At 60.3% G+C, this 26,808-nt stretch carries 20 protein-coding genes; 8 read left to right on the forward strand and 12 right to left on the reverse strand.

The features are described from left to right. Positions 1 to 42 precede the first annotated feature (42 nt). The 3 genes from HNR03_RS23430 (at position 43) to HNR03_RS23440 (ending at position 5,238) form a co-directional block, all read left to right on the forward strand. Positions 43 to 1,707 carry a ShlB/FhaC/HecB family hemolysin secretion/activation protein gene (locus tag HNR03_RS23430; RefSeq protein ID WP_259156144.1) on the forward strand — a complete coding sequence of 555 codons (1,665 nt, stop codon included), beginning with the start codon at positions 43 to 45 and terminating at the stop codon, positions 1,705 to 1,707. A gap of 64 nt (positions 1,708 to 1,771) precedes the next feature. Then, on the forward strand, positions 1,772 to 4,345 hold the full coding sequence (locus tag HNR03_RS23435) for a filamentous hemagglutinin N-terminal domain-containing protein (protein WP_259156145.1): 2,574 nt from the start codon (positions 1,772 to 1,774) through the stop codon (positions 4,343 to 4,345). Between the two features lie 116 nt (positions 4,346 to 4,461). Then, a complete protein-coding gene (locus tag HNR03_RS23440; protein WP_259156146.1) occupies positions 4,462 to 5,238 on the forward strand; it encodes a hypothetical protein in 777 nt (258 codons plus the stop codon). Between the two features lie 198 nt (positions 5,239 to 5,436). On the opposite strand, the gene HNR03_RS23445 is transcribed toward HNR03_RS23440, so the two are convergent. From HNR03_RS23445 to HNR03_RS23470, 6 genes are read right to left on the reverse strand one after another with little or no spacing between them, the layout of a single operon-like run. Further along, on the reverse strand, positions 5,437 to 6,252 hold the full coding sequence (locus tag HNR03_RS23445) for a YfaP family protein (protein ID WP_259156147.1): 816 nt from the start codon (positions 6,250 to 6,252) through the stop codon (positions 5,437 to 5,439). Positions 6,253 to 6,255: 3 nt separating this feature from the next. Beyond that, on the reverse strand, positions 6,256 to 7,875 hold the full coding sequence (locus HNR03_RS23450; RefSeq protein ID WP_259156148.1) for a DUF2300 domain-containing protein: 1,620 nt from the start codon (positions 7,873 to 7,875) through the stop codon (positions 6,256 to 6,258). 1 nt (position 7,876) lies between these two features. Next, the gene (locus HNR03_RS23455; RefSeq protein ID WP_259156212.1) at positions 7,877 to 12,451 is read right to left on the reverse strand and encodes an alpha-2-macroglobulin; all 4,575 of its coding nucleotides are present in this window, start codon (positions 12,449 to 12,451) and stop codon (positions 7,877 to 7,879) included. Further along, on the reverse strand, positions 12,448 to 13,098 hold the full coding sequence (locus HNR03_RS23460; RefSeq protein WP_405046081.1) for a DUF1175 domain-containing protein: 651 nt from the start codon (positions 13,096 to 13,098) through the stop codon (positions 12,448 to 12,450). The genes HNR03_RS23455 and HNR03_RS23460 overlap by 4 nt, the downstream gene beginning before the upstream one ends. Further along, entirely contained in the window at positions 13,083 to 14,795 is a 1,713-nt protein-coding gene (locus HNR03_RS23465) for a DUF2138 domain-containing protein (RefSeq protein ID WP_259156149.1), read from the reverse strand. The genes HNR03_RS23460 and HNR03_RS23465 overlap by 16 nt, the downstream gene beginning before the upstream one ends. 36 nt (positions 14,796 to 14,831) lie before the next feature. Beyond that, the gene (locus tag HNR03_RS23470; RefSeq protein WP_259156151.1) at positions 14,832 to 15,623 is read right to left on the reverse strand and encodes a YfaP family protein; all 792 of its coding nucleotides are present in this window, start codon (positions 15,621 to 15,623) and stop codon (positions 14,832 to 14,834) included. Between the two features lie 276 nt (positions 15,624 to 15,899). Here HNR03_RS23470 and HNR03_RS23475 point away from each other — a divergent pair, with 276 nt between their 5' ends. The 5 genes from HNR03_RS23475 (at position 15,900) to HNR03_RS23495 (ending at position 22,279) form a co-directional block, all read left to right on the forward strand. Then, entirely contained in the window at positions 15,900 to 17,042 is a 1,143-nt protein-coding gene (locus tag HNR03_RS23475; RefSeq protein ID WP_259156154.1) for a Fic family protein, read from the forward strand. Between the two features lie 77 nt (positions 17,043 to 17,119). Then, positions 17,120 to 17,362: an exodeoxyribonuclease VII small subunit gene (locus tag HNR03_RS23480; protein WP_007894317.1), complete on the forward strand. Its 243-nt coding sequence runs from the start codon at positions 17,120 to 17,122 to the stop codon at positions 17,360 to 17,362. Continuing rightward, positions 17,359 to 18,246, forward strand: coding sequence for a (2E,6E)-farnesyl diphosphate synthase (gene ispA / locus HNR03_RS23485; protein ID WP_259156162.1), 888 nt, complete (start codon positions 17,359 to 17,361; stop codon positions 18,244 to 18,246). The genes HNR03_RS23480 and ispA overlap by 4 nt, the downstream gene beginning before the upstream one ends. Positions 18,247 to 18,338: 92 nt before the next feature. Beyond that, complete coding sequence (dxs, locus tag HNR03_RS23490; RefSeq protein WP_259156164.1) at positions 18,339 to 20,237, forward strand: 1-deoxy-D-xylulose-5-phosphate synthase; 1,899 nt, start codon at positions 18,339 to 18,341, stop codon at positions 20,235 to 20,237. A 158-nt stretch (positions 20,238 to 20,395) separates the two neighbouring features. Next, a complete protein-coding gene (locus HNR03_RS23495; protein ID WP_259156166.1) occupies positions 20,396 to 22,279 on the forward strand; it encodes a TonB-dependent receptor domain-containing protein in 1,884 nt (627 codons plus the stop codon). A 113-nt stretch (positions 22,280 to 22,392) separates the two neighbouring features. Here HNR03_RS23495 and HNR03_RS23500 read toward each other — a convergent pair whose 3' ends face one another. The 6 genes from HNR03_RS23500 to thiL form a co-directional block, all read right to left on the reverse strand. Then, complete coding sequence (locus tag HNR03_RS23500; protein ID WP_259156168.1) at positions 22,393 to 23,193, reverse strand: helical backbone metal receptor; 801 nt, start codon at positions 23,191 to 23,193, stop codon at positions 22,393 to 22,395. Next, a complete protein-coding gene (locus HNR03_RS23505; RefSeq protein ID WP_259156170.1) occupies positions 23,193 to 23,612 on the reverse strand; it encodes an MFS transporter in 420 nt (139 codons plus the stop codon). The genes HNR03_RS23500 and HNR03_RS23505 overlap by 1 nt, the downstream gene beginning before the upstream one ends. Continuing rightward, positions 23,609 to 24,226, reverse strand: coding sequence for a GTP cyclohydrolase II (ribA, locus tag HNR03_RS23510; RefSeq protein WP_045057501.1), 618 nt, complete (start codon positions 24,224 to 24,226; stop codon positions 23,609 to 23,611). The genes HNR03_RS23505 and ribA overlap by 4 nt, the downstream gene beginning before the upstream one ends. 252 nt (positions 24,227 to 24,478) lie before the next feature. Further along, positions 24,479 to 25,216 carry an ABC transporter substrate-binding protein gene (locus HNR03_RS23515; RefSeq protein ID WP_259156172.1) on the reverse strand — a complete coding sequence of 246 codons (738 nt, stop codon included), beginning with the start codon at positions 25,214 to 25,216 and terminating at the stop codon, positions 24,479 to 24,481. 22 nt (positions 25,217 to 25,238) lie between these two features. After that, positions 25,239 to 25,742: a phosphatidylglycerophosphatase A gene (locus tag HNR03_RS23520; protein WP_259156173.1), complete on the reverse strand. Its 504-nt coding sequence runs from the start codon at positions 25,740 to 25,742 to the stop codon at positions 25,239 to 25,241. Next, positions 25,739 to 26,704 carry a thiamine-phosphate kinase gene (thiL, locus tag HNR03_RS23525; protein ID WP_259156174.1) on the reverse strand — a complete coding sequence of 322 codons (966 nt, stop codon included), beginning with the start codon at positions 26,702 to 26,704 and terminating at the stop codon, positions 25,739 to 25,741. The genes HNR03_RS23520 and thiL overlap by 4 nt, the downstream gene beginning before the upstream one ends. Positions 26,705 to 26,808 lie beyond the last annotated feature (104 nt).

Here is a 26,808-nt window from a genome sequence, read left to right on the forward strand (position 1 = left end):
CCACGGGCTCCTGTATCAGGTAGAAATACCGAGGGCATCATCTTGCAAAAAAAATACGTGGCGCTAGCTCTATTGACCTTGAGCCAGGGAGCCTTTGCCGTACAACCTTTGGGCGCAGGCAGTCAGATACAACAAGTACCCGCTTCTCCAACACGCCAAAAAACAGAGCCGGAAATCCGTGTTCAACCGCGCTCGACAGCAAACGTGCCGGCCCAGAACAGTGCTCGCATAAAGGTCAATGCGCTACGCATCACTGGGCAAACTCTCTACTCAGAAGCCGAACTCCTTAAACTGACACGCTTTACGGCGGGTAACGAATTAAGCCTGGGCGATCTGCAGACGATGGCCGCGAGAATTGCCGACTTCTATCGTCAAAAAGGCTATTTCGTTGCGCAGGCTTACTTGCCTGCTCAGGAAATCAAAAACGGGGTCGTAACCATCGCGGTCATGGAAGGCCAGTATGGCGCCGTGACGGTGCGGAATCAGACGAACTTGTCTGACCGACTGGCCCGCGGCCCGGTGGACAACTTGCACAGCGGCGATACGATCAACTCCGGTCCCCTGGAAAGCGATCTCCTGCTGTTGTCGGACACTCCCGGCGTCGAGGTGCGTTCCACGCTAGTGCCAGGCGCCTCCGTCGGAGCGGCTGACCTCATCGTCGACGTTACGCCCGGACAGCGGGTAACCGGCAGCATCGACGCTGATAATGGAGGCAACCACTATACCGGCGAGTACCGTTTAGGCGGGACCCTGAATATCAACAATCTGGCTGGGCAGGGCGACGTTGCCACACTTCGCGCGCTCTCCAGTTTCGATGGTCTTGACTATGCTCGCGCCGCCTACCAGATGCAGTTTGGCAAGGCGACAGCGGGCGTCGCCTATAGCCGGCTGGATTATGAGATGGGTAGGGAGTTCAGTGATTTACGCGCAAACGGAACGGCGGACATCGCCAGTATCTATGGCAGTTACCCACTGCTTCGCTCCCGCAGAAGCAACATCTACGCTCAGCTCGGTTTCGATTACAAAACTTTTGAAGATCGCATCGATTCAATCCCGGCGCATGTCGACAGGAAAGTCGAGGTTCTCATGGCAACCCTACGCGGCGACCATCGTGATGACTTCGGCGGTGGAGGACTGACCGCGGGCTCCCTGACCTGGTCGACTGGCAACCTTGACATCCAGACCCCTGAGGCACGTGCGGTCGACGGACTCACCGCACGAACTAATGGGCATTACGACAAATTGGGTTTCAGTGCCATGCGCTTGCAACGTATCACCGATGCGTTCTCGCTCTACGGCGCAGTCAACGGGCAAGTGGCTTCCAAAAACCTCGATATCTCAGAAAAGATGTACCTCGGCGGCATAGACGGCGTAAGAGCTTATCCGCAGGGCGAAGCCTTTGGCGACGAAGGTTATTTGGCAACCGCGGAGGCCCGATACCTGTTGCCGCAATTCTCTCAACTACGGATGGGGCAATTGCAGCTGGTGAGTTTCGTCGACACCGGTACGGTCACCCTCAACGAAAATCGCTGGGACGGCTCGGACAGGACCAGAACATTAAGCGGGGCCGGTGTAGGCGTTAACTGGTTCGAGACTAACAACTTCTCCGTGAAGACCTACTACGCCCACAAACTGGGTGACGAGAAGTCTATCTCGGCGCCGGATTCGAGCGGGCGCTTCTGGGTCCAGATGGTCAAATATTTTTGATCGCCGACTTGGTTACCGCAACGAATCCTGGGCTAGCAATGCCTGAACAGAGTAGGTACACATCATGAATATCAGTTATCAATCCATCTGGAACGCCAAGACCGGAACGTTCGTAGCTGTTTCGGAAAACGCTAAAAACGGCGGCAGTAAAGCAGCAGGTCGAAGCAGCTCAATCACGATCACTGCAGTTCATTTCACGTTGAAATCGTTGACCGCTGCCATCCTGCTCTCGGCCGGATTTGATGCTTATGCACTTCCCGTGGGCGGAGCCGTGTCAGCTGGCAGCGCGACAATAGGCGGTACTGCCGGCACTACGACAGTGACTCAAACGAGCCAGAACGCGGCCATCAACTGGCAGAGCTTCAACATTGGGTCGAACGAGTCGGTAAAGTTCGTGCAACCCAATAGCAGCGCCATTGTCCTCAACCGCGTGCTGGGCTCTGATCCCTCAAGCATCTTGGGGTCGCTCAACGCCAACGGCAAAGTGTTCCTGGTCAACCCGAACGGCATCGTGTTCGGTCAAGGGGCTTCGGTTAACGTCGCCGGCCTGGTGGGCTCGACCCGGAACATCAGCGACAGCGATTTCATGGCGGGTAAATATAATTTCGAAGGCTCAGGGCCTGGCAGCATCGTCAACTACGGCTCGATCAATGCCGATGGCGGCTCTGTTGCCCTGCTAGGCGCCAACGTTAGCAACCAAGGCACCATCCAGGCGCAGCTCGGCACTGTCGCCCTCGCCGCAGGTAACTCGATGACCCTTGATGTGGCGGGTGACGGGCTGTTGAGCGTGGCGGTCAACAAGGGTGCGGTTGACGCTCTGGTACAGAACGGCGGCCTGATCCAGGCTGACGGTGGCCGGGTCGTGATGACTGCGAAGTCGGCCGGCAGCCTGTTCGAATCCACAGTGAACAACACCGGCGTGATTCGGGCGCAGACCCTGGAAAATCGCAATGGCACCATCATGCTGATGGGTGACATGCAGACCGGCACCGTGAACGTGGCTGGCACTCTCGATGCGAGTGCACCCAAGGGCGGTGATGGTGGCTTTGTCGAAACTTCGGCCGCGCATGTCAAAGTGGCGAGCGGTACAAGAATCACCACAGCCGCCCCTCAGGGAAAAACCGGGACCTGGCTGATTGACCCCAGTGATTTCACCATTGCAAACACGGGAGGTGATATCGCAGCCACTACCCTTGAACAGCAATTGGTAAACAACAGTGTCGTCATTACCAACAGTCCCGGTACCGGGAACGGTGACATTTTCGTTAATGACGCGGTGACATGGACGCCGACCCCAACCCCCACAACGCTGACTTTGAGCGCCAATCGTGACGTCGTCGTAAATCAGGCCATTACCACCACCGGCGGAAATCTGACAATGATCGCCGGGCGCAACATAGATCAAAATGCCGCAGTTACCGTGACGGGAGGTAACCTTACCCAAGTGGCTGGCCACGACGTCAATATCAACGGGATGTTCACCGTGACCAACGGCAACGTGCTGCTGGTGGGTGCCAATGACGGTACAGGCGTCGGCACCGTGAATTTCGCGGCTGGCGTTCTTCCGGCTGTTACCGGCCCGCTTTCCACCATCAGGATTTTTTACGCACCGGTCTCTTATGCCACGCCTACGGATTTCTCCGGTAACTTCACGCTGACGGGAAACGCTTCGTTAAACCAATTCATGTGGGCATTCGTACAGGCCAACAATAAGGTTTACGACGGTAACAATGCGGCCACGCTATCGTTCAAGGGCAATCCTACCTTGGCTGGCGACGTCGTTCTGCAACCGGGGTCTGCAACGTTTAATTCTCCGGACGTAGGCTTCGCCAAACCGGTGAATTACACCGGCTATTCGCTTGGAGGTGCGGACGCAAACCGGTTTGCCTTGTTCACGCCATTCGATTCGATTACCGCAATCCAGGGCACTGCAGGTGCCGGGATCACTCCCGGGAATATCACCCAGGCACCACTGACGATCATTGCTAACGACGCCACCAAACAGTTCGGTGAAACCCTGGTACTTGCGACATCTGCCTTCACATCAACAGGCCTGGTTAATAACGAGACCGTTGGAAGTGTCACCCTCACAAGTCCGGGGACAGTCGCGAACGCGCCGGTGGCTGGTAACCCCTACGTGATCACAGCCAGCAATGCGACCGCAGGCACTTTCAATCCCGCCAACTACGCCATCAATTACGTCCAGGGCCGTTTGCTCATCGCAGAGGCGGCGATACCAGGGTCGACACCACCGGGCTCGACGCCTCCTGGCTCAACACCGCCAGGATCGACACCGCTAGGCCCTACCACTCCGGGCTCGACACCATTTGACTCAGCATCTCGCGGTCAGTCGTTGCAAGCGTACCGCGGCGCAACGAATCCTGATGTCAACAACACGACCTATGCGACCACGCCGTTTGCCAAGAAAGGAAGCCTGCAATACGCAGGTCCTGAGCTAGTCAACGCAAACCTCCCGTTAGAACCAGCGCTATCAGTCGTGGGAAGCGGAATCAACGTGCCGTCCAATCAGTTGACACGGGTAACGCCCGTTGTACAGGCGCCCGTAATAGAGCCTGCGGTAGAACAGCCTTATATCTACGAAGCCCCGGTGTATTTGCCTCGACAGGAGCGCAACTGAAACCTGTCTCAACATCGCCGACAGGCACACTATTTCGGCAAAAACCGGCAATCAGGGCCAACGCCCTGCCTGCCGGTGGGGTGGACACTTCACAACTATCAATGGGAAAGATTGCATTGCACACTCCGATCACGGCGAAAGAAAGTACCGCCCCACACAAGGTCCTTCGCCCGGTATCGGCACTCTGTTTCGCTCTGCTGACCATTGTCGCCGCGTATCAGCAATCAGCCTTGGCCGACATCGCCAGGCAGCCCTCAACGCTGACTCAGACTGCTTCGCCTACGGATCCAACCCCTGCAAAAGCAGCTCGGGCAAGCTCATCATTTCGGCATGCCGACTTCAAGCATGATGATGTGTCTCAGGAGGCGCGCGATACGGCTAACTGGGTCGTCGACTCAGGCGACAATCACGGCATGCCGTTCATGATCATCGACAAGAAGCGGGCGCGGGTGCTGGTCTTTGATGCCCACGGGCAACTTGGCGGTACCTCGTCAGTGTTGCTTGGGCTGGCTATCGGAGACGACTCGGCACCGGGTATCGGCCACCGCAAGCTGTCGAGCATTCAGCCTCAAGAACGCACCACTCCCGCTGGCCGTTTTGTCGCTTCATTGGCCCGCAACCTGAAAGGCGAGGAAATTCTCTGGATCGACTATAACAACGCCATCGCGTTGCATCCGGTCGTGACCAGCAACCCGAAAGAGCACCGTACAGAGCGGTTGGCGTCGTCAAATCTTCAGGACAAACGTATTTCTTACGGCTGTATTAACGTTCCGGCCAACTTTTACCGAAGTTATATCAGCCCTGCGTTCAAAGGGACCAACGGGGTCGTGTATGTGCTCCCGGAAACCCGGCCAAACCGGGATGTCTTCGCTTCATATTATGGGGTTGAATAAAAAGTCGATCCGCTCGAAACAAAGCCCCGGTTCCTCAGCGCGAGGCTTGGGTATCGATTCAGTCGGGTCGGCTTCTGGGTCAGAGACGTCAGGCGATTCAGATCGAATCGATCCTGATCCTAAAACAGGAAAACTTTGGCCGGGCGCAAACCATGCAAGAGGTGCTTGCGCAATTGCCGCGATCGCCGCATACAAGCCTCAGGGATAACTAAACCCCTTCACCAACGTCAACTCCCCCACCGCCCGCATCGGCACCAGGAACGTCTCCATCTTCTCATTCGGCGTCCCCTCCTCCGTAATCACTGTCACCTGCGCAGTGGTCAGCGGCTGAACCGCCTCTTCCTGTCCTTCTTCATCACTGCGATACCCGCCCCCGAAGTAGTTCACGTACACCAGATACTGCCCCTTGATCGGCGCCGGCATGGCGAAGATCTCCGGGCCATACCCTGTCGTCACGTCGACATCCAGCGCTGCTCCGTTGGGTGCAACTCGATCGCCGTACCAGATGTGCGCGCCGTCGGGCGTAATCAGGTGTAGATCCAGATCCGTGTTGTCGCTGTCCCAGGACAACAACACCCGCAACTTGGCCGGGGTTGCGCCGCCGCTGGCGTTGAGAAACTGCGTGCGATGGCGCTGCTGGCCATCGGGGCTGCGGACTTCGACGCTGTTGCGGCCTTTGGGGAACGAGAACGGGCGATCAAAGCGTCCGGCGGGATCAATCTTCAGCGGCATGCTGACGCCGTTGACGATCAGCCGGCCGGGTTCGCCGGACTTGGGCGTGGCTTTGATCTGGCCGGTGATGCGCGCGGTGTTGGCCTGTCCCACCGGCGTGTTCACTGATGAAGCAGGGTAGTTGACGGTCTGACGGAAGTTTTCACCTTCCCCCTCAACAGCGCCCGTACGCCAGCCGCCGACAGGCGTATCAAGTTTTACCGCGCTATCGGAGGCGAACACCGTCGGCAATACGCAAAAAGAGCAAAGGAACAGGAAGACCTGTGGGTAACGGAGTTTCATGGCCTATTCCAGCAAGAGGTGGCGGGCGAGCCCTTCGATGTAGGTTTCATCCTGGCCGTTGGGATGTGCTTCGAAGGCCAGGTGCAGGTATTCGTGGGTCAGGTCGAGTCGGTCTTGCAGCGTTAGCACGCCGCGCACGTAGATGCGCTGGCGTTCGCGGTCGACGTAGGGCCGACCGAAGGCCAGGCGGCAGACGGCGAAGGTGCTGATTTCGTTGTAGCCGACTTCGCTTTCCAGACGTTGGCGCCAGCCGCGACGTTGGGTTTGGAGCCAGTCCTGGGCGGCGGGGAGTGCTTCGCAGGAGGCAACGGGGTTGTCCCAGCGGCTGAGGCTGGCGCGCGGGTAGGCGTGCAGCAGGATGGCGTCGTAGCGTTGGCCGGCGTTGGCTTGTTCGACGGCTTGCTGCCAGGAGAGTCTGTCCGGACCGGGTTGGTCGGAATGGTAGGTGACGGTGCTGCCAGCGAGGACCAGGTCGCTGGTCCAGGCAGCGATGTGGCGCGACTCGACAGTGGCCGGGCGTGGGGCAACGCGTTGTCGGCTGCTGCTGTCGTCGATGCTCAGGCAGTCGCCGTGGCGGGCGGCGTTTTGCAGCAGGTAGGTGCGGATGGCGATGGCCAGGGCTTTGGCGGCTTCGGCAGGTTCGGGCCTGGCTTCTCGCTGCAGGACTCGGGCGACGTATTCTTCTCGGTCCAGACGGGCGACAAGCTGGTCCTTGAGCAGAAACAGTTCGCCGTCACTGTGGATATCGAGTTGATTGCCGTTGGTGAATTCGACGCGGTAATCGCCTTGCAAAGGCCCAGGAGCAACAACCCGATCCCCGGCCAGAACACGCCCGATCGGATAACGGGAAAACAGCCCGACCTCGACACAACGCCCTGCATCCGAGGGCCAATCCACCGGCAACACCGAAGCCAACGCAGCACCATAATGACGAAGCACCATCTGACTGGTCCCGCGCCCACCGGCCCAGACTGGCGTGCCATCCACCGTCCAACCGGCAAACCCGCCCTGACGCGACGACGGATCCTGATCCCCCAACCAGCTCCAGGTTTTCACCCGCAAGCGGCCACCGAGTTCTCCCACGACGTTGCCGTCAGCGGCGTTCAACACCACATCCAGCAACACCCGCCGCGCCTGATCCTGCGCGGGCATAACCGCCAGCGCCTTGAGCAATTCAGCCACAGGCACTCGTGTCGAAGGCTGCAACGACGGCAAGTTCAGCAACCATTCCGGCGCCTGTCGCGCTTGCCAATACGTGCGCCAGTCAGCGGCAATGATGCCCAAGCGCGCCGGCTCGAAATACAACCCGCACGACTTCACCAACGCCTGATCGCGTTCAATCTTGCCGCCCGCGGTGCAGCAATAAACCTCGTCCTTCGACTGGCCACGACATTCATAAGGCGATTCATGAACGCCGCTATCCACCAGCCAGCCGTACACAAACAACTTCCACACGCTACCCAACGGGGTCTGTAAATCAGCAGGCAGCGGCTCGCGTGAAATCACTTGCGTGCGGCTCAACGAAATCAATTCACCCTTGAAGCCCAGGCGCAACGGCTCGTCCTGCGCTGTCGCCAGCGCAGGGAGCAAACACAGCAGCCACCAGACCAGAGGGCGGATCACATCAGTTGACCGTGATCTGGCCAAGCGCCGGTTGCTGTTCCTGGGCCTGATGCTGTGGCGCATAGACCTGTGTGAAGCGCACCGGCGGCAGGTTGAACTGGCCTTTCTGCGAGAAGCGCACCAGATGACGCAGGCGCAACTCGCCGCTCAAGGCATCCACAGGAATCGCGTATGCCATTTGCCCCGGCTCGAAACGCGCCTTCTCCAGCGCCGTCGGTTCGGTGCCAGCCTTGCCCATCAACTTGATGCCCCAAGTGGTGCGCTCGACATCTGCACCCGGTGGCAGCGGCACTTCGATCATGCCGTAGCGCAGCGGTTTCGCGGCTTTGCTGGTGATGATCACTTCGTCCAGATAAAGGCTGTCGCTGGACAACGGTTTGCCACCTACCGCTTCAAGTTTGAAGTTGAAGGCTTCGTCGCCCGGCACCAGACGCGACAGGCGACGGGTGATGGTCACCGCCATCGGGTCAACCGGCGGCTGTTTGGTCTGGAAGCTCAATGCCGCCCGCAACGGGCGCTCTTGCGTTCCCGCCAGCGATAGCACCGCAGGCACCGGCGTAGCGCCCTGCCACGTCCAATACATCTCACCGGTATCGCCGTACTGTTTCTTCCAGCCCTCACCGGGCGCCAGTGCGATGGTCGGCGAAGCCTGTTCGATACCCCGTTGCAACCAGGTCAACGCCAACGCACGTTCGAGCGTCGATTGCTGCGGCAGCAAACGTTGCAACAACGCTTTCGCGTGAGCCTGATCGAAGGTTTGCAGCGACAGGTTCAGCGCCTCGGCAAACGGTTGAGAACTGACGGCCAGACGCTGCTGCGCATCAGGCAGTTGACGGTTGAAGGCATCAGGCAGCGTCACCTTGGACTGACGCGCCAGAGAGGCCGTCAACGCACGCGCTGCCGCCAGCCCCAGTGCCGAATCCGGATCGCTCATGACAATGCTGTCTTCGCCATCCTCCATCAGGTTTGCCGCATTACCCTCGCCGGCTTTCGACAAGTCATCCATCAAGCCGCTGAGCAAAGTGTTGACCGGCAATTGCATCTGCTTGGCGAACGACAGAATCAGTGCGCGCTGCAACAGCGGCGTATTTTTCGCCTGCTTGGCATACACCTCCAGCACACGCTGCCAATGTTCCGGCGGCAGGCTCAATTCCAGCGCTTTGCTGGCGTGCCAGTCGGCGTAATAGGCGTACGCGGTGAGGAACGCATCCGGCTCACCGTCCATGCCCCACCAGGTGAAACTCGCCGACGGCCCGGCCATTTGCACCAGGCGCAGACGGCTGTTTTGCATGATCAGGCGCAAGCGATCACGGATCTGCGGGTTCGAGGACAAGGTCGGATACGCGATGCTCAAGGGCAGCAAACGGCTGGCCGTCTGTTCGACGCCGCCATACGGATAGCTCAGCAAATCATCGAGCGCCGAGCGGAACAGCGCTTGCGGACTGTCATCCAGACGCAGGCGAATATCCGTAGCATCCGCCGGCAGCGTCAGCGGCGTATCACCGCTGGCCACGTCCAGGCTTTGGCTTTGCGTGACCTGCCAGCCCTCACCGGTCGCGGTCAGGCGCACGGCCAGCGCATCGGCGGTTTTGCCGTCCTGCACCAGTTCAGCGGTCCACTCACCCGAGGCCAATGCAAACGCTGGCAGTGCGATGTAGTTGATGCCGTTGTTCAGGGTCACCGGCACACGTTGATCGGCGCCACCGTAATGGATGACCAGCTCGGCCTTGACCGGTTTTTCGGCTTGACTGAAAGCGAACACGCCGAGATCTGGTTTGTCGCCCGTGCGGAATTTGCTTGGGCCGCTCCACTTCAGGTACAGCGGTTTTTCCGAGCGCACGAATTGCTTCTTCTGCCCGACCTGGCCGTCATCGGCGATGGCTCGCGCCGTGATGCGCCAGCGGGTCAGCGAGTCCGGCATCTTGAAGGTGAAACGGGTTTTGCCATTGGCGTCGGTCACCAATTCAGGCTGCCACGCGGCAGTGTCGACGTCTTCGCGACGTGGCCGTTCCAGCACTTTCACGCCGCGCTCGCTGCGATTGGCTTTGCCCGGCGCCCCCGGGCTACCCGGCAATGCGACGTCGTAGCTGATGAACGACAAACTGGCGCTGGTGCGCACGTTGTTGCGGCGCGGATGGTAGAAGAACTGGTCGATGGTCGGTGCGACTTCCGGTTGCAGCGCGTAGATCATTTCGTCGACGACACTGACCGTCAGGTGCGCCGGAATCGGGTTGCCGGCGAACTGCGTGGTCAGGTCAACCGACACCGTATCGCCCGGCTGATACGTCTCTTTATCGGTGGCGATGGCCACGTCGATCTGCGGTGCGATCACCTTGATGCCGGCGTTCTGGAAGCTGTATTGACCGCCCTTGGTGTACAGCACCGAGAACGTCAGGTTCGGTGCGAAGGTGCTCTTCACCGGGATCCGCGCGCGGTATTGGGTGTCGCTGAGTTTTTCCATCTTCAGCCAGTCGCCGCCCTTGGACAGCAGCGCCGTGGCCTCAACCTTGTCCCGCTCCAGCGAGAGCAATGCATCGCTGACAGGCTCGGGGAAGGTGATCAGCGCCAGGGCTTCATCGCCCGATGTGTACTCGGGTTTATCGAGGACGATTTCCACCGTGCCCGGCACGGCTTTGACGCCGTCGCCAGTGACTGAATGACCGGTCGCACCGACCACGCGGCCATGGTCATCCTTCAACGTCAGGTTGTAAGTGCCCGGACGCTCGAAGGCCAGCGTGAAGCCTTTATCCGCTGCGGCCAGTTTGCCTTCGCCGGTGCTCTGGTCTTCAAGACGCACCCAAGCGTAGCTGCTCGGTTTCACCGCTTTGCCTTGTTCGCTGCCGCCTTCATTCAGATAGCTGAACGTGACCTTGTCGCCCACCGCACTGAAGCGTTGCGGCGCACGCAGACTGAAACTCGCCGCGCCACGGTCGATGAGGATTTCCTTGGTGGTCTTCACCCGATACGCCGCGCCATCGCTGGCAAAAACCGTGAGCATGTAGCGGCTTGGTTTTTCAGCGGCGGGTAGCTCGAGGGTCGCGTTGCCCTTGGCGTCGGTGGTCAGTTCGGTGCTGGTCAGCTCTACCGGGAATTGCCCGAGGTATTGCAGTTCGTTGTCGACCATCGACAGTTGTTGAGCGCGCAGGCTCAGGCTCAACTTGGCGTTGGCCACCGGTTTGCCGTCCGGGTACAGCAGCACCAGGCTGCCTTTCACCGGCTCGCCGGTGCGGTAATCCTGCTTGGCCAGGTTCAAGGAAATTTCGAAGTGCGGCTTGATGTATTCGGCGACACGGAAGGCGCTGCTATAGGCCTGGTCCTTGTAGCTGAAACGCAGTTCGTAACCGCCGGCCACAGCGTTGTCCGGCAACTGGAAGCGACCTTGGGTGCCGGCCTTGGAATCGAGTTTCAGCGCCAGCGATTGCAGGGCTGTGCCGGTGGCATCGAGCACGGTCACGTTGACGTCGGCAGCCGTCGGCGCCACGGAATCCCTGGCGTTCTTGAACTCGCGACCGACGATTTTCAGCGACACCCAATCCCCCGGCCGATACAGCGGCCGATCAGTGAAGGCATAGAGTTTGGTGTCGTAGATTTCGCTGTCGTAGTAGAAGTTTTCGGAGACAAACACCCCGCCCTCTTCGTCCTCGCCAATCACGAACGAACGCTCGGGGCTGACGTGTTTCAGACGCAGCAAACCATCGGCATCGGTAGCGCCGCTGCTCATGACACCCAGGCCATCGGTCCACAGCACATTGACCTTGGGCACCGAACTGCCTTCGTGCTTGCGCGCGGCCCACACCAGCAATTCATCACCGGCAATCTTGCTCACGGCCACGGTATTGGAAACGAACACCATCGTTGTCGCGCGGTACTTGCCGATCAGCGCTTCCACCAGATACAGGCCCGGTTTCAGGTTGCCCAACGGGATGTAGACGTTGCCCGGCGCGACGCTGACGAACTCGCTGGACGAACCGGCCAGGTTCACGCCCTCAGGCGGCTGGATCGGCTTGGCTTGCCACAGTGGATAACGGAACTGGGTGACCACCGGCAGGCCCGGGATCAAGGCGAATTGCGGCTGCGCATCGTAAGGCGTTGGCGCAGCAATCGCGTTGCCCATCTTCAGTTCCGGCACTTCTTCAGTGACTTGTTTACGCGACTCATAGGAAAACGCACGCTGCATCACCCGGCGGGATTTGCGGTACCAGTTGTCCCACAGGTACGCGAGGGTGTTCGACAGACCTTCGCCCTTGAACTGGCCGTCGCTGACCACGCGGTGCAGGTTCTTCTGACGCTTGAGGAAATCCAGCGGCTTGTCGATCCGGTACACGCGAATATCCGCGCCACCGTAAGGCTCCATGCGGAAACGACGATAGTCACGGCCCGGCGCTTCGAGGCGCACCATCGCCTGTTCGTCGCTGGCGAAGCTGCTGTCAGCCAGCAGGAAAAAGCTTTCGCCGGCCACCGGTGTGTAGCCGCTGGGCTCGACGGTGTCTTCGGCGTTGACCGGCGTCAGCGGCAGAATCAGCGCCAGCAACAACGGCAGTTTCGAACAGATACGCAGCATGCGGGCACCGATCATTGGGAGAGAAAGTTCAGTCGATAGACGCCGATGAAGTTGGGGTTGGCTGCGTCGGGTATCCATCGGGTGTCCTTCCATGTCATGAGTTGCTGCAGGCTCGCGGATCGCATGCCGTTGTCAGTGGGGGTCGTGGTGCCGGTGTGATAGGCGATGTAGCGGCCCATCCAGATCATCAGGTGCTGGTCGTCGCCCTGATCGAAAAACATCAGGTCGCCGGGCCGGGCTTGCGCCACATCCCGGCCGACCAGATGGCTGTTGAACTGAATCAGTTTGATCGCATTGACGTACGGCCCGACCTTGCCACCGCCCTGTTGCCATTGTTGGGCGAGGCCGCGCTGGGCTTCACTCAACTGCAATTCGGGCGGCAGGTAGCGGTTGGACAGGCCATTGCTGCGCAGCCATTTGTCGTCATGGACTTTCAGCGCTTCGTTGGCGGCGAAACGCACAAGGCCGGCGCAGTCCTGCTGATACCAGCGCGGGCTTGGGCCTTGGGTCAGTTGTTCCTGGGCGATGCGTACAAACCAGGCACGGAACACCTGGGATTGCTGCGGATCCAGCGCGGGGGCGTCACCGGCAAATGCACGGCTGCCCAGCAACATCGCCAGCAGGCCGAGGCCTCGGATGAGTGCGGTCACAGGGCTTTCCATTCCAGCGGCAGCCATTGCCAGTGGCCATCGGGTTCGCTGCCTTCGGGCAAGGTCAGGGCGTATTTGCCATAACCGCCGAGCTTGCGCAATTTCGGGATCAGGTAGGTCTGCGCGGCGTTGTAGAACACCGGTTCCATGTCCTGCGGCAAGCTGTCGAGGGTTTCCTGTTGCATCAGCTGCGCCATCGAATCCGGGCCGAAGTAGACCGGCATCAGCAAATCCTTGGGCACCACGTCGGCCATCGGCGGGAAACGTTTGTCGAGGGTGCCGAGGGCTTTGTCGACCAACTTGTCGTCGAGGGAAAACAGCAGCGTCGAACCGTGACGGGCGAGGCTCACGCGCATGAATGCCTTGCCGGTGATCGCGTCCGGTTGTTCGGCGTCCTTGGCCGCGTAAGGGCCGAAGTTGGAACTGACCTGGCGCTGCCATTGGTGAGTGGTGCTTTCCTGCTTCTCGACCACCGGAAAGGCGTGGTCTTGAACGTTGCCCTCGTAGGCGCCGACCATCGAGCTGAACAGGTTGCCCAGGTCGCCATCGAGCTTGGCGCTGTCATCATCATTCAGGCTGGCCACCAGCAGCGGCGTGTACAACCGCGAATCGGCGTACCAGCACAGGCCGGCAGCACCGGCCATGTGTTCGGTCAGCGCCTGTGCCACGGTTTCATCGGCACCGAGTTTAACCAGCAGCGGTTTCTGTTGTTCGGCGGCCAGAGGCAACGCGACGCAGGCGCTGGCGCCCATCGGCATGGCTTTCCAGATGGGTTTGAAATCGAAGTCCGGCTGCTTGTCCAGTTCATCCATGGCGAGGAAGCTGTGCCAGCCTTTGTCATCCATGTCGAAACGCAGACCGGCGAAGTTCGGGATGAAACGCTGGTAACCCATGGCCAACACACTGGCGTTGACTGAAAGACGTTGTTTCACCTCAGGCGCGCGGGGTGGCAGGCCAAACGCTTCGGGGAACAGTTTGTCGCCGTTGAGCAACGCGGCGATGGCCTTGGTCGAGACGCTGCCCGGTTCTTCGGAGGTGCCGCTTTCGGGGTCGTAGAGCTTGGTCGGATTGGACAGCACCACCAGTTTGTCGCCGTGGGAGGCGAACACCAGCGCCTTGCTGGCGTTGTAGGTGAGTTGATAAAGCGCCACGTCGTCAGTGCCGACTTTCACGTCACTCAGTTTGGTCAGTTGCGAATCATCCAGCGCCACTTTGGCCAGTGGTTCCAGCACCTTGGCCAGCCCGCCGCGATCCATCACCAACAAAAAGTCTTTCAGACGACCATCCGCCCCACGCCACAGCGCTACGTCCGCCGGTTGATCGAAGAGCTGCTCGATCAGGCTGTCCTGCAATTTCAGGTCATGTTCGTAAATGATCCGCCGCAGACTGCCGATCAAGCCGAGGCGATCGGCGTGCGCTTCGTAATAGAAGACGAAATCTTCGGTCAGGGTTTCCTTGAGGAACGGCACCGCCAGCAAGTCCTTGGGCAACTGGCTCAAGGAGTGGGTTTCGAGCAGGCCGTCCGGGCGGCTCATGCCCAGCTTGTCGCTGGCCAGCTCGGCCGGTGGTGCCTTGGGCTTGTGCATGAACCAGCCCAATCCGCCTGCCACGCCAGCGACCAGGACCAGCCCGACCAGCACGGCCGGCCAGCGGCGGGAAGGTTTCGCGGCCGGTGCGTCAGCGGCAGGAGTCACAGTGTTATCGCTCATGTTCACAAAGCCCATTTCATCCGTGGAGCGGGATGCTTAATAGTTGAAAGTCTTGACCAGCAGCAGGTCACCGATCGCGCGCAGGGGCACGATGAAGGTCTCGCGTTTTTCGTCGACGGTGTTTTCGTTCAGCACCAGATTGATTTGCGAGGTGATGACCTCGTTCTGGTTGCTGGTCTCATCGAAGTTATAGCCTTCGCTGCCGAAGTTGCCCCAATAGTTCACGTAAACCAGATAGGTGCCATGCAGCGGCGCGGTCATGGTGAACATCTCCGGCCCGGGGCCATCGACGCCATCCGGGTCCAGACCGCCGCCATTGGTCAACGCCGTGTGGGCGAAAAACGCGTGCTGGCCGTCGGGGGTAATGATGTGCAGGTCGAGTTCGGCTTTCGGATCGTCCCAACCCAGCACCACGCGAATCCGTGCCGGGGTGCGCAGGTTGTTGGCTTCATAGAATTGAACGCGCTTGAGCGACTTGCCTTCGGCGCTGCGCACTTCGACGCTGTTGGAACCCGCGCCGAACGCATACGGCCGGGCGAAACGCCCTTCCTCGTCGGTGTAAAGATTCAGTGGATTGCCATTGACCGCCAGGGTGTGAGGCCCGCGTTGAGTGCCGATGGCCTTGAGCTGGCCTTCGATCATCGTGCGATTGCGCTGCACGCCCCGGTCGATGGGCGGTGTGGGATAAGCGACTTGAGGATTTTCACTGCGATCGAGCAGACCGGAATAACGCCAGCCGCCCACCGGTTCCGATACCTCGGCCGTCGGTTCGGCCCAGGCCGCGCTCGCGCAGACCAGCCCCATCATCAGCAAAAGAAATGAACGCATGTGACGCCTCCTGCCATGCATAACGAAACCTTGCGCCCGATCCTCGGCGCGTTACAGATGTAAAAACTGCGTTTCGTCAGAAAGACCCATGACTATCGGGTCGTAGAAGGCGCGAAGGTTAGCCATTCGGCGGTTTTTTAACAATCAGATACATCTTTATTTGTGGCGGGAATCACGGTGAAAGCGAGGCATGAGCCGAATAGCGCAGTTATTCGGCTCACCAAATGAGCCGAATAGGACTATTATTCGGCTCATTCACCCTGGAGCACCCGGTTAATGGCACCTCACTGGATCTGGCAACAGCCCGATTGGCCAAATTTCAACTGGCACGCCGAGCGCCTGACGCCGCTGTTGCGCGAGTGCGTACAGGCCCAGGGTCAGTTGATGGGCATGGCCAGTTCTGTGGGCCGTTCACTCAGCGCACAGACCGAACTGGATGCGTTGTTGCAGAACATCGTGACGTCTTCGGCTATCGAGGGTGAACAACTGAATGTTGGCTCGGTGCGCTCGTCGCTGGCGCGGCGTCTGGGCCTGGAAGCAGTCGATGGCGGTCAAGTCAGCCAACGCAGCGAAGGGCTGGCGCAATTACTGCTCGATGCTACTCAGCACTTCGCCTCTCCCCTGACATTGGAGCGACTTCTGGCGTGGCATGAATGGCTGTTCCCGGATCAGGACACAAACTTTGCCACTCGTTCCATCCATGTCGGTGCTTTACGCGGCGATGAACCGATGCAAGTGGTGTCCGGGCGTATCGACAGACCCACCATTCACTTTGAAGCACCACCGCGCAAAGGACTGGAGCAGCAATTGGACACCTTCCTCAACTGGTTTGAAGCCAGCAAGAGTCAGGTCGGGCTCGATCCTTTATTGCGGGCCGGCATCGCACACTTCTGGTTCGTCACCCTGCACCCCTTCGATGATGGTAATGGACGGCTGACGCGCACCATTACCGATCTGGCACTGGCTCAGGGCGAGGCGCAGGCGATCCGTTTCTATGCGATGTCAGCGAGCATCCTGGAGGACCGTTCCGGCTACTACCGGGTACTTGAGGCCAGCCAGAAAGCCACCGTGGATATCACGGATTGGCTGGAGTGGTTCCTGCAAACCCTGTTACGCAGCCTGCAACAGGCCATGACCCGGATTGAATCAGTGCTGGGCAAGGCGCGTTTCTGGCAGGCCCACCGCGAGTCCGTTTTGACGGCGGAGCAAACCAAAGTGCTGAATCGCTTGCTGGATGGCGGGGAGCGCGGTTTCGAGGAAGGCATCAGCGCTGCGCAGTATCAGGCGGTGGCAAAGGTGTCCAAGGCCACTGCCACTCGTCATCTGGCTGAATTGCTGGAGAAAGGCTATGTGAAGCGGCTTGCGGGGGGTGGGCGTAATACTCGATACCAGATCAGCTATCCCGAAAGCAGTGGCTGAAATGCCCCGCTCATTTGCCCATAACCCCCATGTCTGCTAGTGTCGCGCCGGTTTAACGTCAACCGGAAATAGCCGCCATGGCCCGCAAAAAAGCTGCACTGGATTTCGAACAATCTCTCGCTGACCTGCAAACGCTGGTGGAGCGTCTGGAGAACGGCGAACTGTCGCTGGAAGACTCGCTGACGGCTTTCGAGCAAGGCATCGGTCTGACCCGCGATTGCCAGGCGGCGCTGGCCCAGGCCGAGCAAAAGGTTCAAGTGCTGCTCGAGCGTGATGGCGAGTTGGCTGAGGAACCCTTCGACGCGGATCAGCCAGAATGATTGCAGCGTATTCGGCGACCAGCCAGGCCCGCGTCAACGCAGCACTGGAAACCCTGTTCAATCCGCCAAGCTCTGAGCTGGCGCGGTTGTACGAAGCCATGCGCTACAGCGTGATGAACGGCGGCAAACGCGTGCGTCCGCTGCTGGCCTATGCCGCCTGCGAGGCGCTGGGCGGCAAGGCTGAGCAAGCCAATGGCGCGGCGTGTGCAGTGGAGCTGATCCACGCCTATTCCCTGGTGCACGACGATTTGCCGGCGATGGACGACGACGATCTGCGCCGCGGCCAGCCGACTACGCACAAAAAATTCGATGAAGCCTGCGCGATTCTGGCCGGCGACGGCTTGCAGAGCCTGGCGTTCAGCGCCCTGCTCGACCCGCGCCTGAACGCTTCGGATGCTGAAATTCGACTGCAAATGGTCAGCGCGCTGGCGTTGGCAGCAGGCCCGGCGGGCATGGTCGGCGGTCAAGCCATCGACCTTGGTTCGGTTGGCCTGAAACTCGATCAGAAAGCCCTCGAGTACATGCATCGGCACAAGACCGGCGCGCTGATCGAGGTCAGCGTCAAGCTCGGCGCCCTGGCCAGCGGTCGTGCCGAGAAAGACGAACTGAAGTCCCTGCAGACTTATGCACAGGCCATCGGTCTGGCTTTTCAGGTGCAGGACGACATTCTCGACGTCGAAAGCGATACCGAAACCCTCGGCAAGCGCCAGGGCGCCGACATTGCGCGTGACAAACCGACCTACCCGGCCTTGCTCGGCCTCGACGCGGCCAAGGCCTACGCCCTGGAACTGCGCGATCAGGCCCTGCACGCGCTGCGACCGTTTGACGCGGCCGCCGAGCCACTGCGCGACCTGGCCAGGTACATCGTCGAGCGTCGCAGCTGACGGCGTATCCGCCAAGTTAAAACCAACGCGTGGGCAGGGGGCGATGCATCAGGTAAACTGCCGCATCTTTTATACCTATAACGATTCGCCTGATGCCCACGACGTTTCATGAGATTCCCCGCAAGCGCCCGACCACGCCCCTGCTCGACCGTGCCAACACGCCGGACGGCCTGCGCCGGTTAGGCGAAGCCGAGCTGGAAACCCTGGCCGATGAGTTGCGCCTGGAATTGCTCTACACGGTCGGTCAGACCGGTGGGCATTTCGGTGCAGGCCTGGGCGTCATCGAACTGACCATTGCGTTGCATTACGTCTTCGACACCCCGGACGACCGGCTGGTGTGGGACGTGGGTCATCAGGCCTATCCGCACAAGATCCTCACTGGCCGTCGCGAGCGCATGAGCACCCTGCGCCAGAAGGACGGCGTCGCCGCCTTCCCGCGCCGCTCCGAGAGCGAGTACGACACCTTTGGCGTCGGCCATTCCAGCACCTCGATCAGTGCAGCGCTGGGCATGGCCATTGCCGCCCGCCTGCAGAACAGTGATCGCAAGGCCATCGCCGTGATCGGCGACGGTGCGTTGACTGCCGGCATGGCCTTCGAGGCGCTGAACCATGCGCCGGAAGTGAACGCCAACATGCTGGTGATCCTCAACGACAACGACATGTCGATTTCGCGCAATGTCGGCGGCTTGTCGAATTATCTGGCAAAGATTCTTTCCAGCCGCACTTACGCAAGCATGCGCGAGGGCAGTAAAAAGGTCCTCTCACGCCTGCCCGGCGCCTGGGAAATCGCCCGTCGCACAGAAGAATACGCAAAAGGCATGCTGGTCCCCGGCACGCTGTTCGAAGAGCTGGGCTGGAACTACATCGGCCCGATCGATGGTCACGACCTGCCGACCCTGATCGCCACCCTGCGCAACATGCGCGATCTCAAAGGCCCGCAGTTCCTGCACGTGGTCACCAAGAAAGGCAAAGGCTTCGCCCCGGCGGAAGTCGATCCGATCGGTTACCACGCCATCACCAAGCTCGAACCTTTGGACGCTCCGGCGGCCGCACCGAAAAAAGCCAGCGGGCCGAAGTATTCCGGTGTGTTCGGCGAATGGCTGTGCGACATGGCCGCCGCCGACCCGCGCCTGGTGGGCATCACCCCGGCGATGAAGGAAGGTTCCGATCTGGTGGCCTTCAGCGAGCGTTTCCCGCTGCGCTACTTCGACGTGGCGATTGCCGAGCAGCACGCGGTGACCTTCGCCGCCGGCATGGCCTGTGAAGGCGCAAAACCGGTGGTGGCGATCTATTCGACGTTCCTGCAACGCGGTTACGACCAACTGATCCATGACGTCGCCGTGCAAAACCTCGACGTATTGTTTGCCATCGACCGCGCCGGTCTGGTGGGCGAAGACGGACCGACGCACGCGGGCAGCTTCGACCTGTCGTTCCTGCGCTGCATCCCCGGCATGCTGGTGATGACCCCGAGCGACGAAAACGAACTGCGCAAAATGCTCACCACCGGCCACCTGTTCAATGGCCCGGCGGCGGTGCGTTACCCACGTGGATCCGGTCCGAATGCAACGATCGAGAAAAACCTTGAGCCGATCGAGATCGGCAAAGGCGTGGTTCGTCGTCAGGGCAGCAAAGTCGCCTTGCTGGTGTTTGGCGTGCAATTGGCCGAAGCGCTGAAAGTCGCCGAGACGCTGGATGCAACCGTGGTCGACATGCGTTTTGTCAAACCGCTGGACGAAGCACTGGTTCGTGAAATGGCCGGCAGCCATGAATTGCTGGTCACCGTAGAAGAGAACGCGATCATGGGCGGCGCCGGTGGCGCGGTCAGCGAGTTCCTCGCGCGTGAAAACATCCTCAAGTCGATGCTGCATCTGGGCTTGCCCGACAGCTACGTCGAACACGCCAAGCCTGCGCAAATGCTGGCGGAGTGCGGATTGGATGAGGCAGGGATCGAAGCTTCCATTCGTCAGCGCCTGCAACTGCTAAATATTTAAACGCATCACCCTGTGGGAGCGAGCCTGCTCGCGATGACGGACTGACAGTCGACACATTTGTTGACTGACACACCGCCATCGCGAGCAAGCCCGCTCCCACAGTGGTTTCTGTGCCTTTCAAAATTTGTGTTCGCTTTAAAGCGCCAACGGACTGCCCGATGAAACTCTCTCCCCTCGCCCTGACGCTGACGTTGCTGCCGGCCGGCCCACTGCTGGCCGACACGTTCGAACGTGACGAGGCCCTGAAGCTGCCCGACCTTCTGATCAGCGCCAACCGTCAGGTCGAAGCGCGCAACGACAGCAGCGCCGCCAATACCGTGTTCACCCGCGAGGACATCGACCGCCTGCAACCGGTCAGCGTCACTGACTTGCTCAGTCGCGTGCCTGGCGTGCAAGTCGCACAAACCGGCGGGCGCGGCAGTCTGCCGGGGATTTACATTCGCGGCACAAACTCGGCGCAAAGCCTGGTGTTGGTGGACGGCCAACGGATTGGCAACTCGACGTCTGGCGACAGCAACCTGCAACACATCAACATCGAACAGGTCGAGCGCGTGGAGGTGTTGCGTGGCTCGCGCTCGGTGATTTACGGCAGCGATGCGATTGGCGGGGTGATTCAGATTTTCACCCGCCGTGGCGGCGAACCGGGCTTGCAGCCACGAATGCACGTAGGATTGGGTAGCCATCAGACGTGGGAACGCAGCCTCGGCGTGTCTGGCGGCAATGACAAAACCCGCTTCAACCTTGGCACCAGCCTCGATGAAAGCGCCGGGATCAATCGCACTCACGAGTCGTATCCCAGCGACGGCGATCACGACGAGTACCGCAATAAGTCGCTCAGCCTGAGCCTCAGCCACGCGCTCACAGATGACATTGAAATCGGCGCCAACATCCTCGATAACCGCGGTAAAGGCGAGTTCGACAATCCGTTCGGGCGCTTCGACACGAATACCTTCGAATCGGTGCAACAACAGCCTTACAGCGATTTTGACGTCAGCAGCATCAGCAGTTACGTCGATGCCCGGGTTAACGACCGCTGGAAAACCCGCGTCGAATTCGGCCACAGCGAAAACCGCGAAAAGACCTTCGACAAGCTCAGCGACGAGCGCAGCGTGTTCAACACCTACCGTAATTCGGTGAACTGGCAGAACGACCTGACGCTCGACGAGCGCAACAGCCTGATCCTCGGCGGCGACTGGTACGAAGACCGGATCAACAGCAGCACACCTTTCGACGAGGACAGCCGTTGGAACCGTGCGGCGTTTATCCAGCATCGCTACCAGTCGGACAGTTTCTCCACGGAACTGGGCCTACGCCGGGACCAGAACCAGCAGTTCGGTGGGCAGAACAGCTGGAGTGGCACTTTTACCCTGCCGCTGAATCCGGACAACGACGTGCTGTTGACCTACAGCGAAGGCTTTCGCGCACCAACCTTCAATGACCTGTATTACCCGGATTTTAGTAACCCGGACCTCAAGCCCGAAACCTCGAAGAGCTATGAGCTGCAATGGCGCAGCCAGTTGACCGACAGCAGCCGACTGGAAACCTCGCTGTACCGCACAAACCTTGAAGACGCGATTATTTTCGGCAGCAATTCACGCCCGCAGAACGTTGCTTCGGCGCGGATCAATGGTTTTGAAGCGGCGCTGAAACAAGAATTGTTCGGCTGGCAGAGCAACCTTGGCGTGGCAATCATCGACCCACGGGATCGCGACAGCGGTCACACCTTGGCTCGTCGCGCGCGGCGCACGTTGAGCCTGGATCTGGATCGGCAGTTTGACCGGCTCGGGCTCGGCGCCACGTGGCAGGCGGTGAGCAGCAGCTATGACGACCAGGACAATCAGCAAGCCCTGGGCGGGTACGCATTGCTCGGGTTGCGCAGTAGCTGGGAACTCAATCGCGCAATCAAACTTGAGCTGAAGGTCGATAACCTGCTGGACAAGGGTTACAGCCGGGCGCTGTACAGCCATGAGGGCAGTCAGTATGGGTATCGCGAAGAAGGACGGGCGTGGATGTTCGGGGTGACCTGGACGCCCGAAATCTAACCCTCGATCGTTCCCATGCTCTGCGTGGGAATGCATCCCGTGACGCTCTGCGTCACATCCAAAGCAGACGCGGAGCGTCCATGGCGGCATTCCCACGCAGAGCGTGGGAACGATCAGCGTGAGGGCGCGATCACCTGGCACAACTTGGCGGTCGCCTCGATCATCTGCCCACTCGGTCGCTCCAGGCCCTTATCCGCGACCAACAACAATTGACCCTGCGCGACCGCCGCTACTTGCGGCCAGGCTTTCCACGCATTGAGCTGCGCCTGGTCGCTGGCCAGAATCACCTCGGGATTGCGCTGCAACACCGCCTCGACGCTGACCTGCGGTGCCGGCAACGTCAGGTCCGCGAACACATTACGTGCGCCACACACGTCAAGCGCATCGCTGATGATCTGCCCGCCGCCAACGGTGTACAGCGGCCGATCCCACACCTGATAAAACACCCGTAACGGCTCATCCCGACGATAGCGCTGGCGCAAGGCAGCCAGTCGCTGACGCAACGCTGCGGCCAATGAAATGCCACGTTCAGGCCGGCCGAGCTGCGCGGCAATCGCTTCAATCTGCGCGGTCAGTTGGCCAAGGTTATGCGGTTCGGCGACGTAGGTGAGGATATTCAGGCGCTTGAGCTGGTCACGCTGGGCAGGACCCACACTGCCCGGCCATAGCAGCAATAAATCGGGCTTGAGGCTGAGCAACCGCTCCATGTCCAACTGGCCGTAGCGGCCAACGGATGGAAGACCGTCGAGTTCGGCAGGACGCTCACCGGCATCCAATACGCCGACCAGAAGGTCCGCCGAGTTCAATTCAACAACGATTTCAGAAAGTGACGGCGCAAGACTGACAACCCGCAAGGCCGCGAACGTCGAGCCGCTGACGGCCAGCAGCAACACCGCCAGCCAGACACGAACCATCAGCCGAGTTGACGCGGGATACGGTAGAGGTAGAACAGCACCGTGGTCGACAGCGCAAGCAGCACCAATGGCACCGCTTCGAGGCCGACGAACACCGCCAGCGCGCCGATCCAGGCCGGCAGCGCAGCCGCCAGGAACGCGACGCGACGCTTGGCCGCCAGGGCGATCCAGGCTGCGGGTTCTTCAGGGGTGTCGAGGGCTTTCTGGGTGGCGATCAGCGCGTGCTTGTAGCCACCGAAAAACTTCAGACTGACAAACATCGAGGCCACGCCAGCAATGAACAACGGCATCGCCAGCACCGGCAGGATCGCCTCGCCTTGACCGAATACGCCATTGATCACGAACAACGGCAGCAAGGCCAGGGCCAGATACTGCCACCAGTTGAAAGACAGCCGCCGCCGAACCTGCCCGCGCGTCACGCCCGGTCTGCCTCGCCCTGATGCTCGTTGCCCATCATGTGGTCGAGCTTGCTGGCCTTGGTGGCCAGGTAGAGTTTGTTGTGCGGATTATGGCCGGTGTGCAGCGGCACGCGCTCGGCGACGACGATACCCATGTCGGTCAAGGCTTTGACCTTGCGTGGGTTGTTGGTCATCAGGCGCAGGGATTTAACGCCCAGGTGCTCCAGCATCGGCAGGCACATGGCGTAATCGCGCTGGTCGGCGGCAAAGCCCAGGCGCTCGTTGGCTTCAACGGTGTCGGCGCCGCCGTCCTGCAATTCATAGGCACGGATCTTGTTCAACAGACCAATGCCCCGGCCTTCCTGACGCAGGTAAAGCAGCACGCCGCGCCCTTCACGGGCGATGGCCTGCAACGCGGCCTCAAGTTGCGAGCCGCAATCGCAACGCTGGCTGAACAAGGCATCGCCAGTCAGGCATTCGGAGTGCAACCGGCCGAGTACCGGGGCACCATCGTCGAACTCACCCAGGCTCAACACAACGTGCTCGCGCCCGTTTTCTTCATCGAGAAAGCCGTGCATGGTGAATTGCGCAAAAGGCGTTGGCAGCTTGGAAGCGGCGACAAAAACGACAGGCACCGGTGTGCTCCTGATCAATAAGTACTGGAGATTCGCAGACGCGGCATTGTAACAGCACGCTCCCGTGGACGCTTAGGCTGAATTATGGGGCATAACGATCAAAAAGTTCGATCCCAGGCCCACCAAAGCCTACTTGTGGGAGCGAGCTTGCTCGCGATGGCGTGTGTCTGTCTGCATATTTGTATCTGACAGACCGCCATCGCGAGCAAGCTCGCTCCCACAGGGGTTCAGCATCAACCAATAGATCCGTGTTCAGTTTACGTCGAATGGATACGGCTGTTTCCAGCGTTCGAAGATCGGTTTCAGCCGACCGCTTTTCACCAGCAGCTCCATGCGTTCATCGAACAGCGCCATCAACGTGCGAGCCTTGGGCGTATCGGCGAAGCACAGGTACAGCGGCAAATCCGCGATGTGCGTGCGACGAAACTGCGCCGGATCCTTGGCCCGCTTGAGGACATAGTCGACCTCGGCGAGTGCGTCGATGTAGTAGTCGGCTCGATTGTGGGTCAGCATCGACAGAATACCGGTGCGCCGAACGACTTCGTTATAGCGGCTCACGTTGGGCAGGTAATTCTCGAAGCTGTAGCCACGGACCCAGGCCAGCCGATAGTTGCCCAGGGTTTGCGGGGTCGGCGCCGGATTGCTCGCCAGCCCCAAGGCATAGATGTGATCGGTATCGAAATTCCAGCGCGGATAGAGCAGGTCGTGGGTCTCATCACGATAGGAGCCGACACAGGCGTCGACGTCGCCACGTTGTGCCAGGCCGATCGCGCGCAGGTAAGGTTCTGTGCGGATGTCCAGTTTGACGCCGGCCGGCTCGAACACCTCCCGCAGCACGTCCCAACCCAGGCCATGACCGTCAGCGGCGGTGTAGTCTTCCCAGTCTTCGCTGGCCAGATGAATCACCGACGGTGTCGTCGCGGCATCGCCCGCGCTGGCAAGCGAGCAAAACGTGGTGAACACCATCATAGCCAACCAGCGCAGAGCCATCCTTAGTCCCCTGTTTCGCCTGTCAGGCGAAAATCCATACCAACCCCTGCATCGCCAGCCACGCAAACACGCCTGCCAATACATCGTCGAGCATGATCCCGACGCCACCGTGCACATGCCGGTCGATCCAGTGAATCGGCCAGGGCTTGAGAATGTCGAAGAAGCGGAACATCAGGAATCCCGCCAACAACCAGTACCAACCGTCCGGCACCAGCCACAGGGTGATCCACATCCCGACCATTTCGTCCCAGACGATGCCTTCGTGATCGTGTACCCGCAAATCGTCGGCAACCTTGCCGCACAGCCAGAAGCCGAACAGCATGGTGACGCCCAGCATCAGCCAGTAACCCCAATCGGGCAGCATCTGCCATAACGGGATAAAGGGTAGCGCAACTAACGACCCCCAGGTGCCCGGTGCCTTTGGCAAGGTGCCCGAGCCGAAGCCGAACGCCAGGAAATGCCAGGGATTGCGCCAGACCGACGGCGGTACGAATTCCGCCGGGACCTGTTTGGGATGATCTGTCACGGTGTCTCCCGAAAATGTTGATAGCCGCGGGTTTGCGGGGTGATGTCTTGTCCATCGGCATCCAGCAGCACGACGCCCTGCCCTGCCATAACACGCCCGACCACATGGATCGGCCAGCCGTCGGCCAGCAACGCGGATAACTCGACGGGCGGCAGGGTGAAGGCCAGCACGTAATCGTCACCGCCACTCAAGGCTGCGCTTTCGGCACCCGATTGGCCAAGGAAAGCCACTAAAGCGTTGGACAGCGGCAATCGGTCCCGTTCAACCTGAATGCCAACTCTCGACGCCAGGGCTATATGCCCGCAGTCAGCCAGCAGGCCGTCGGAGATATCCAGCGCCGAGGTGGCTTTGCCGAGCAGCGCCTGACCGAGAGCCAGTTGCGGTTGCGGTGACCAGTAATGGCGCAGCAGCGGGTCGGCGATGGCCGCATCGGCGGTTCGCTGCCCGAGTACCAGCGGCAAGGCGCCGGCCCCATTTCCCAACTCGCCGCCCACACAGAGCAAATCGCCTGGCTGCGCCCCGCTGCGAGTCAACGCATGACCTGTCGGCACGCGCCCAACCACCGTCATCGTCAAGCTCAACGGGCCGCGAGTGGTATCGCCGCCCACCAAAGCCACACCGCAGCCCTGGGCCATGACGGTCAAACCAAGGGCGTAGGCCTGCAGCCAATCGGCGGTCACCGTCGGCAAGGTCAGGGCAAGGGTAAAGGCAATCGGGGTGGCGCCCATGGCGGCCAGATCGCTGACCGCGACGGCCAGCGAGCGCTGACCGAGCAGGAAAGGATCGCAGGGATCTGCGAAATGCACGCCGGCAACCAGCGTGTCGGTGGAAATGGCCAACTGCTCCCCAGGAGGAACGGTCAGCAAGGCGCAGTCATCGCCGATTCCGAGAGCAACGCCCTCGCCGCCCTGCGCACAAGGCGCGGCGGCGAAGAAATTGCGGATCAGCTCAAACTCACCCATAGGGGTGTCCTCTCTCACCAATACTGTTCATTTTTAAGCGGCGTCTGGTGTCGCCATACTGCGTTGCCGCTCCTCGCCATAGCACGCTATGACTCGTCGCGGCG

Origin of the sequence: Pseudomonas sp. JAI111 (assembly GCF_024809425.1) — a bacterium.
In the GTDB taxonomy this organism is placed as follows: domain Bacteria; phylum Pseudomonadota; class Gammaproteobacteria; order Pseudomonadales; family Pseudomonadaceae; genus Aquipseudomonas.

Coding starts and splice junctions, on each gene's coding strand:
- HNR03_RS23435 (WP_259156145.1), top strand. CDS start 1,772: ATGAATATCAGTTATCAATCCATCTGGAACGCCAAGACCGGAACGTTC.
- HNR03_RS23445 (WP_259156147.1), bottom strand. CDS start 6,252: ATGAAACTCCGTTACCCACAGGTCTTCCTGTTCCTTTGCTCTTTTTGC.
- HNR03_RS23455 (WP_259156212.1), bottom strand. CDS start 12,451: ATGATCGGTGCCCGCATGCTGCGTATCTGTTCGAAACTGCCGTTGTTG.
- HNR03_RS23460 (WP_405046081.1), bottom strand. CDS start 13,098: ATGGAAAGCCCTGTGACCGCACTCATCCGAGGCCTCGGCCTGCTGGCG.
- HNR03_RS23465 (WP_259156149.1), bottom strand. CDS start 14,795: ATGAGCGATAACACTGTGACTCCTGCCGCTGACGCACCGGCCGCGAAA.
- HNR03_RS23470 (WP_259156151.1), bottom strand. CDS start 15,623: ATGCGTTCATTTCTTTTGCTGATGATGGGGCTGGTCTGCGCGAGCGCG.
- HNR03_RS23475 (WP_259156154.1), top strand. CDS start 15,900: ATGGCACCTCACTGGATCTGGCAACAGCCCGATTGGCCAAATTTCAAC.
- HNR03_RS23480 (WP_007894317.1), top strand. CDS start 17,120: ATGGCCCGCAAAAAAGCTGCACTGGATTTCGAACAATCTCTCGCTGAC.
- ispA (WP_259156162.1), top strand. CDS start 17,359: ATGATTGCAGCGTATTCGGCGACCAGCCAGGCCCGCGTCAACGCAGCA.
- dxs (WP_259156164.1), top strand. CDS start 18,339: ATGCCCACGACGTTTCATGAGATTCCCCGCAAGCGCCCGACCACGCCC.
- HNR03_RS23495 (WP_259156166.1), top strand. CDS start 20,396: ATGAAACTCTCTCCCCTCGCCCTGACGCTGACGTTGCTGCCGGCCGGC.
- HNR03_RS23500 (WP_259156168.1), bottom strand. CDS start 23,193: ATGGTTCGTGTCTGGCTGGCGGTGTTGCTGCTGGCCGTCAGCGGCTCG.
- HNR03_RS23515 (WP_259156172.1), bottom strand. CDS start 25,216: ATGGCTCTGCGCTGGTTGGCTATGATGGTGTTCACCACGTTTTGCTCG.
- thiL (WP_259156174.1), bottom strand. CDS start 26,704: ATGGGTGAGTTTGAGCTGATCCGCAATTTCTTCGCCGCCGCGCCTTGT.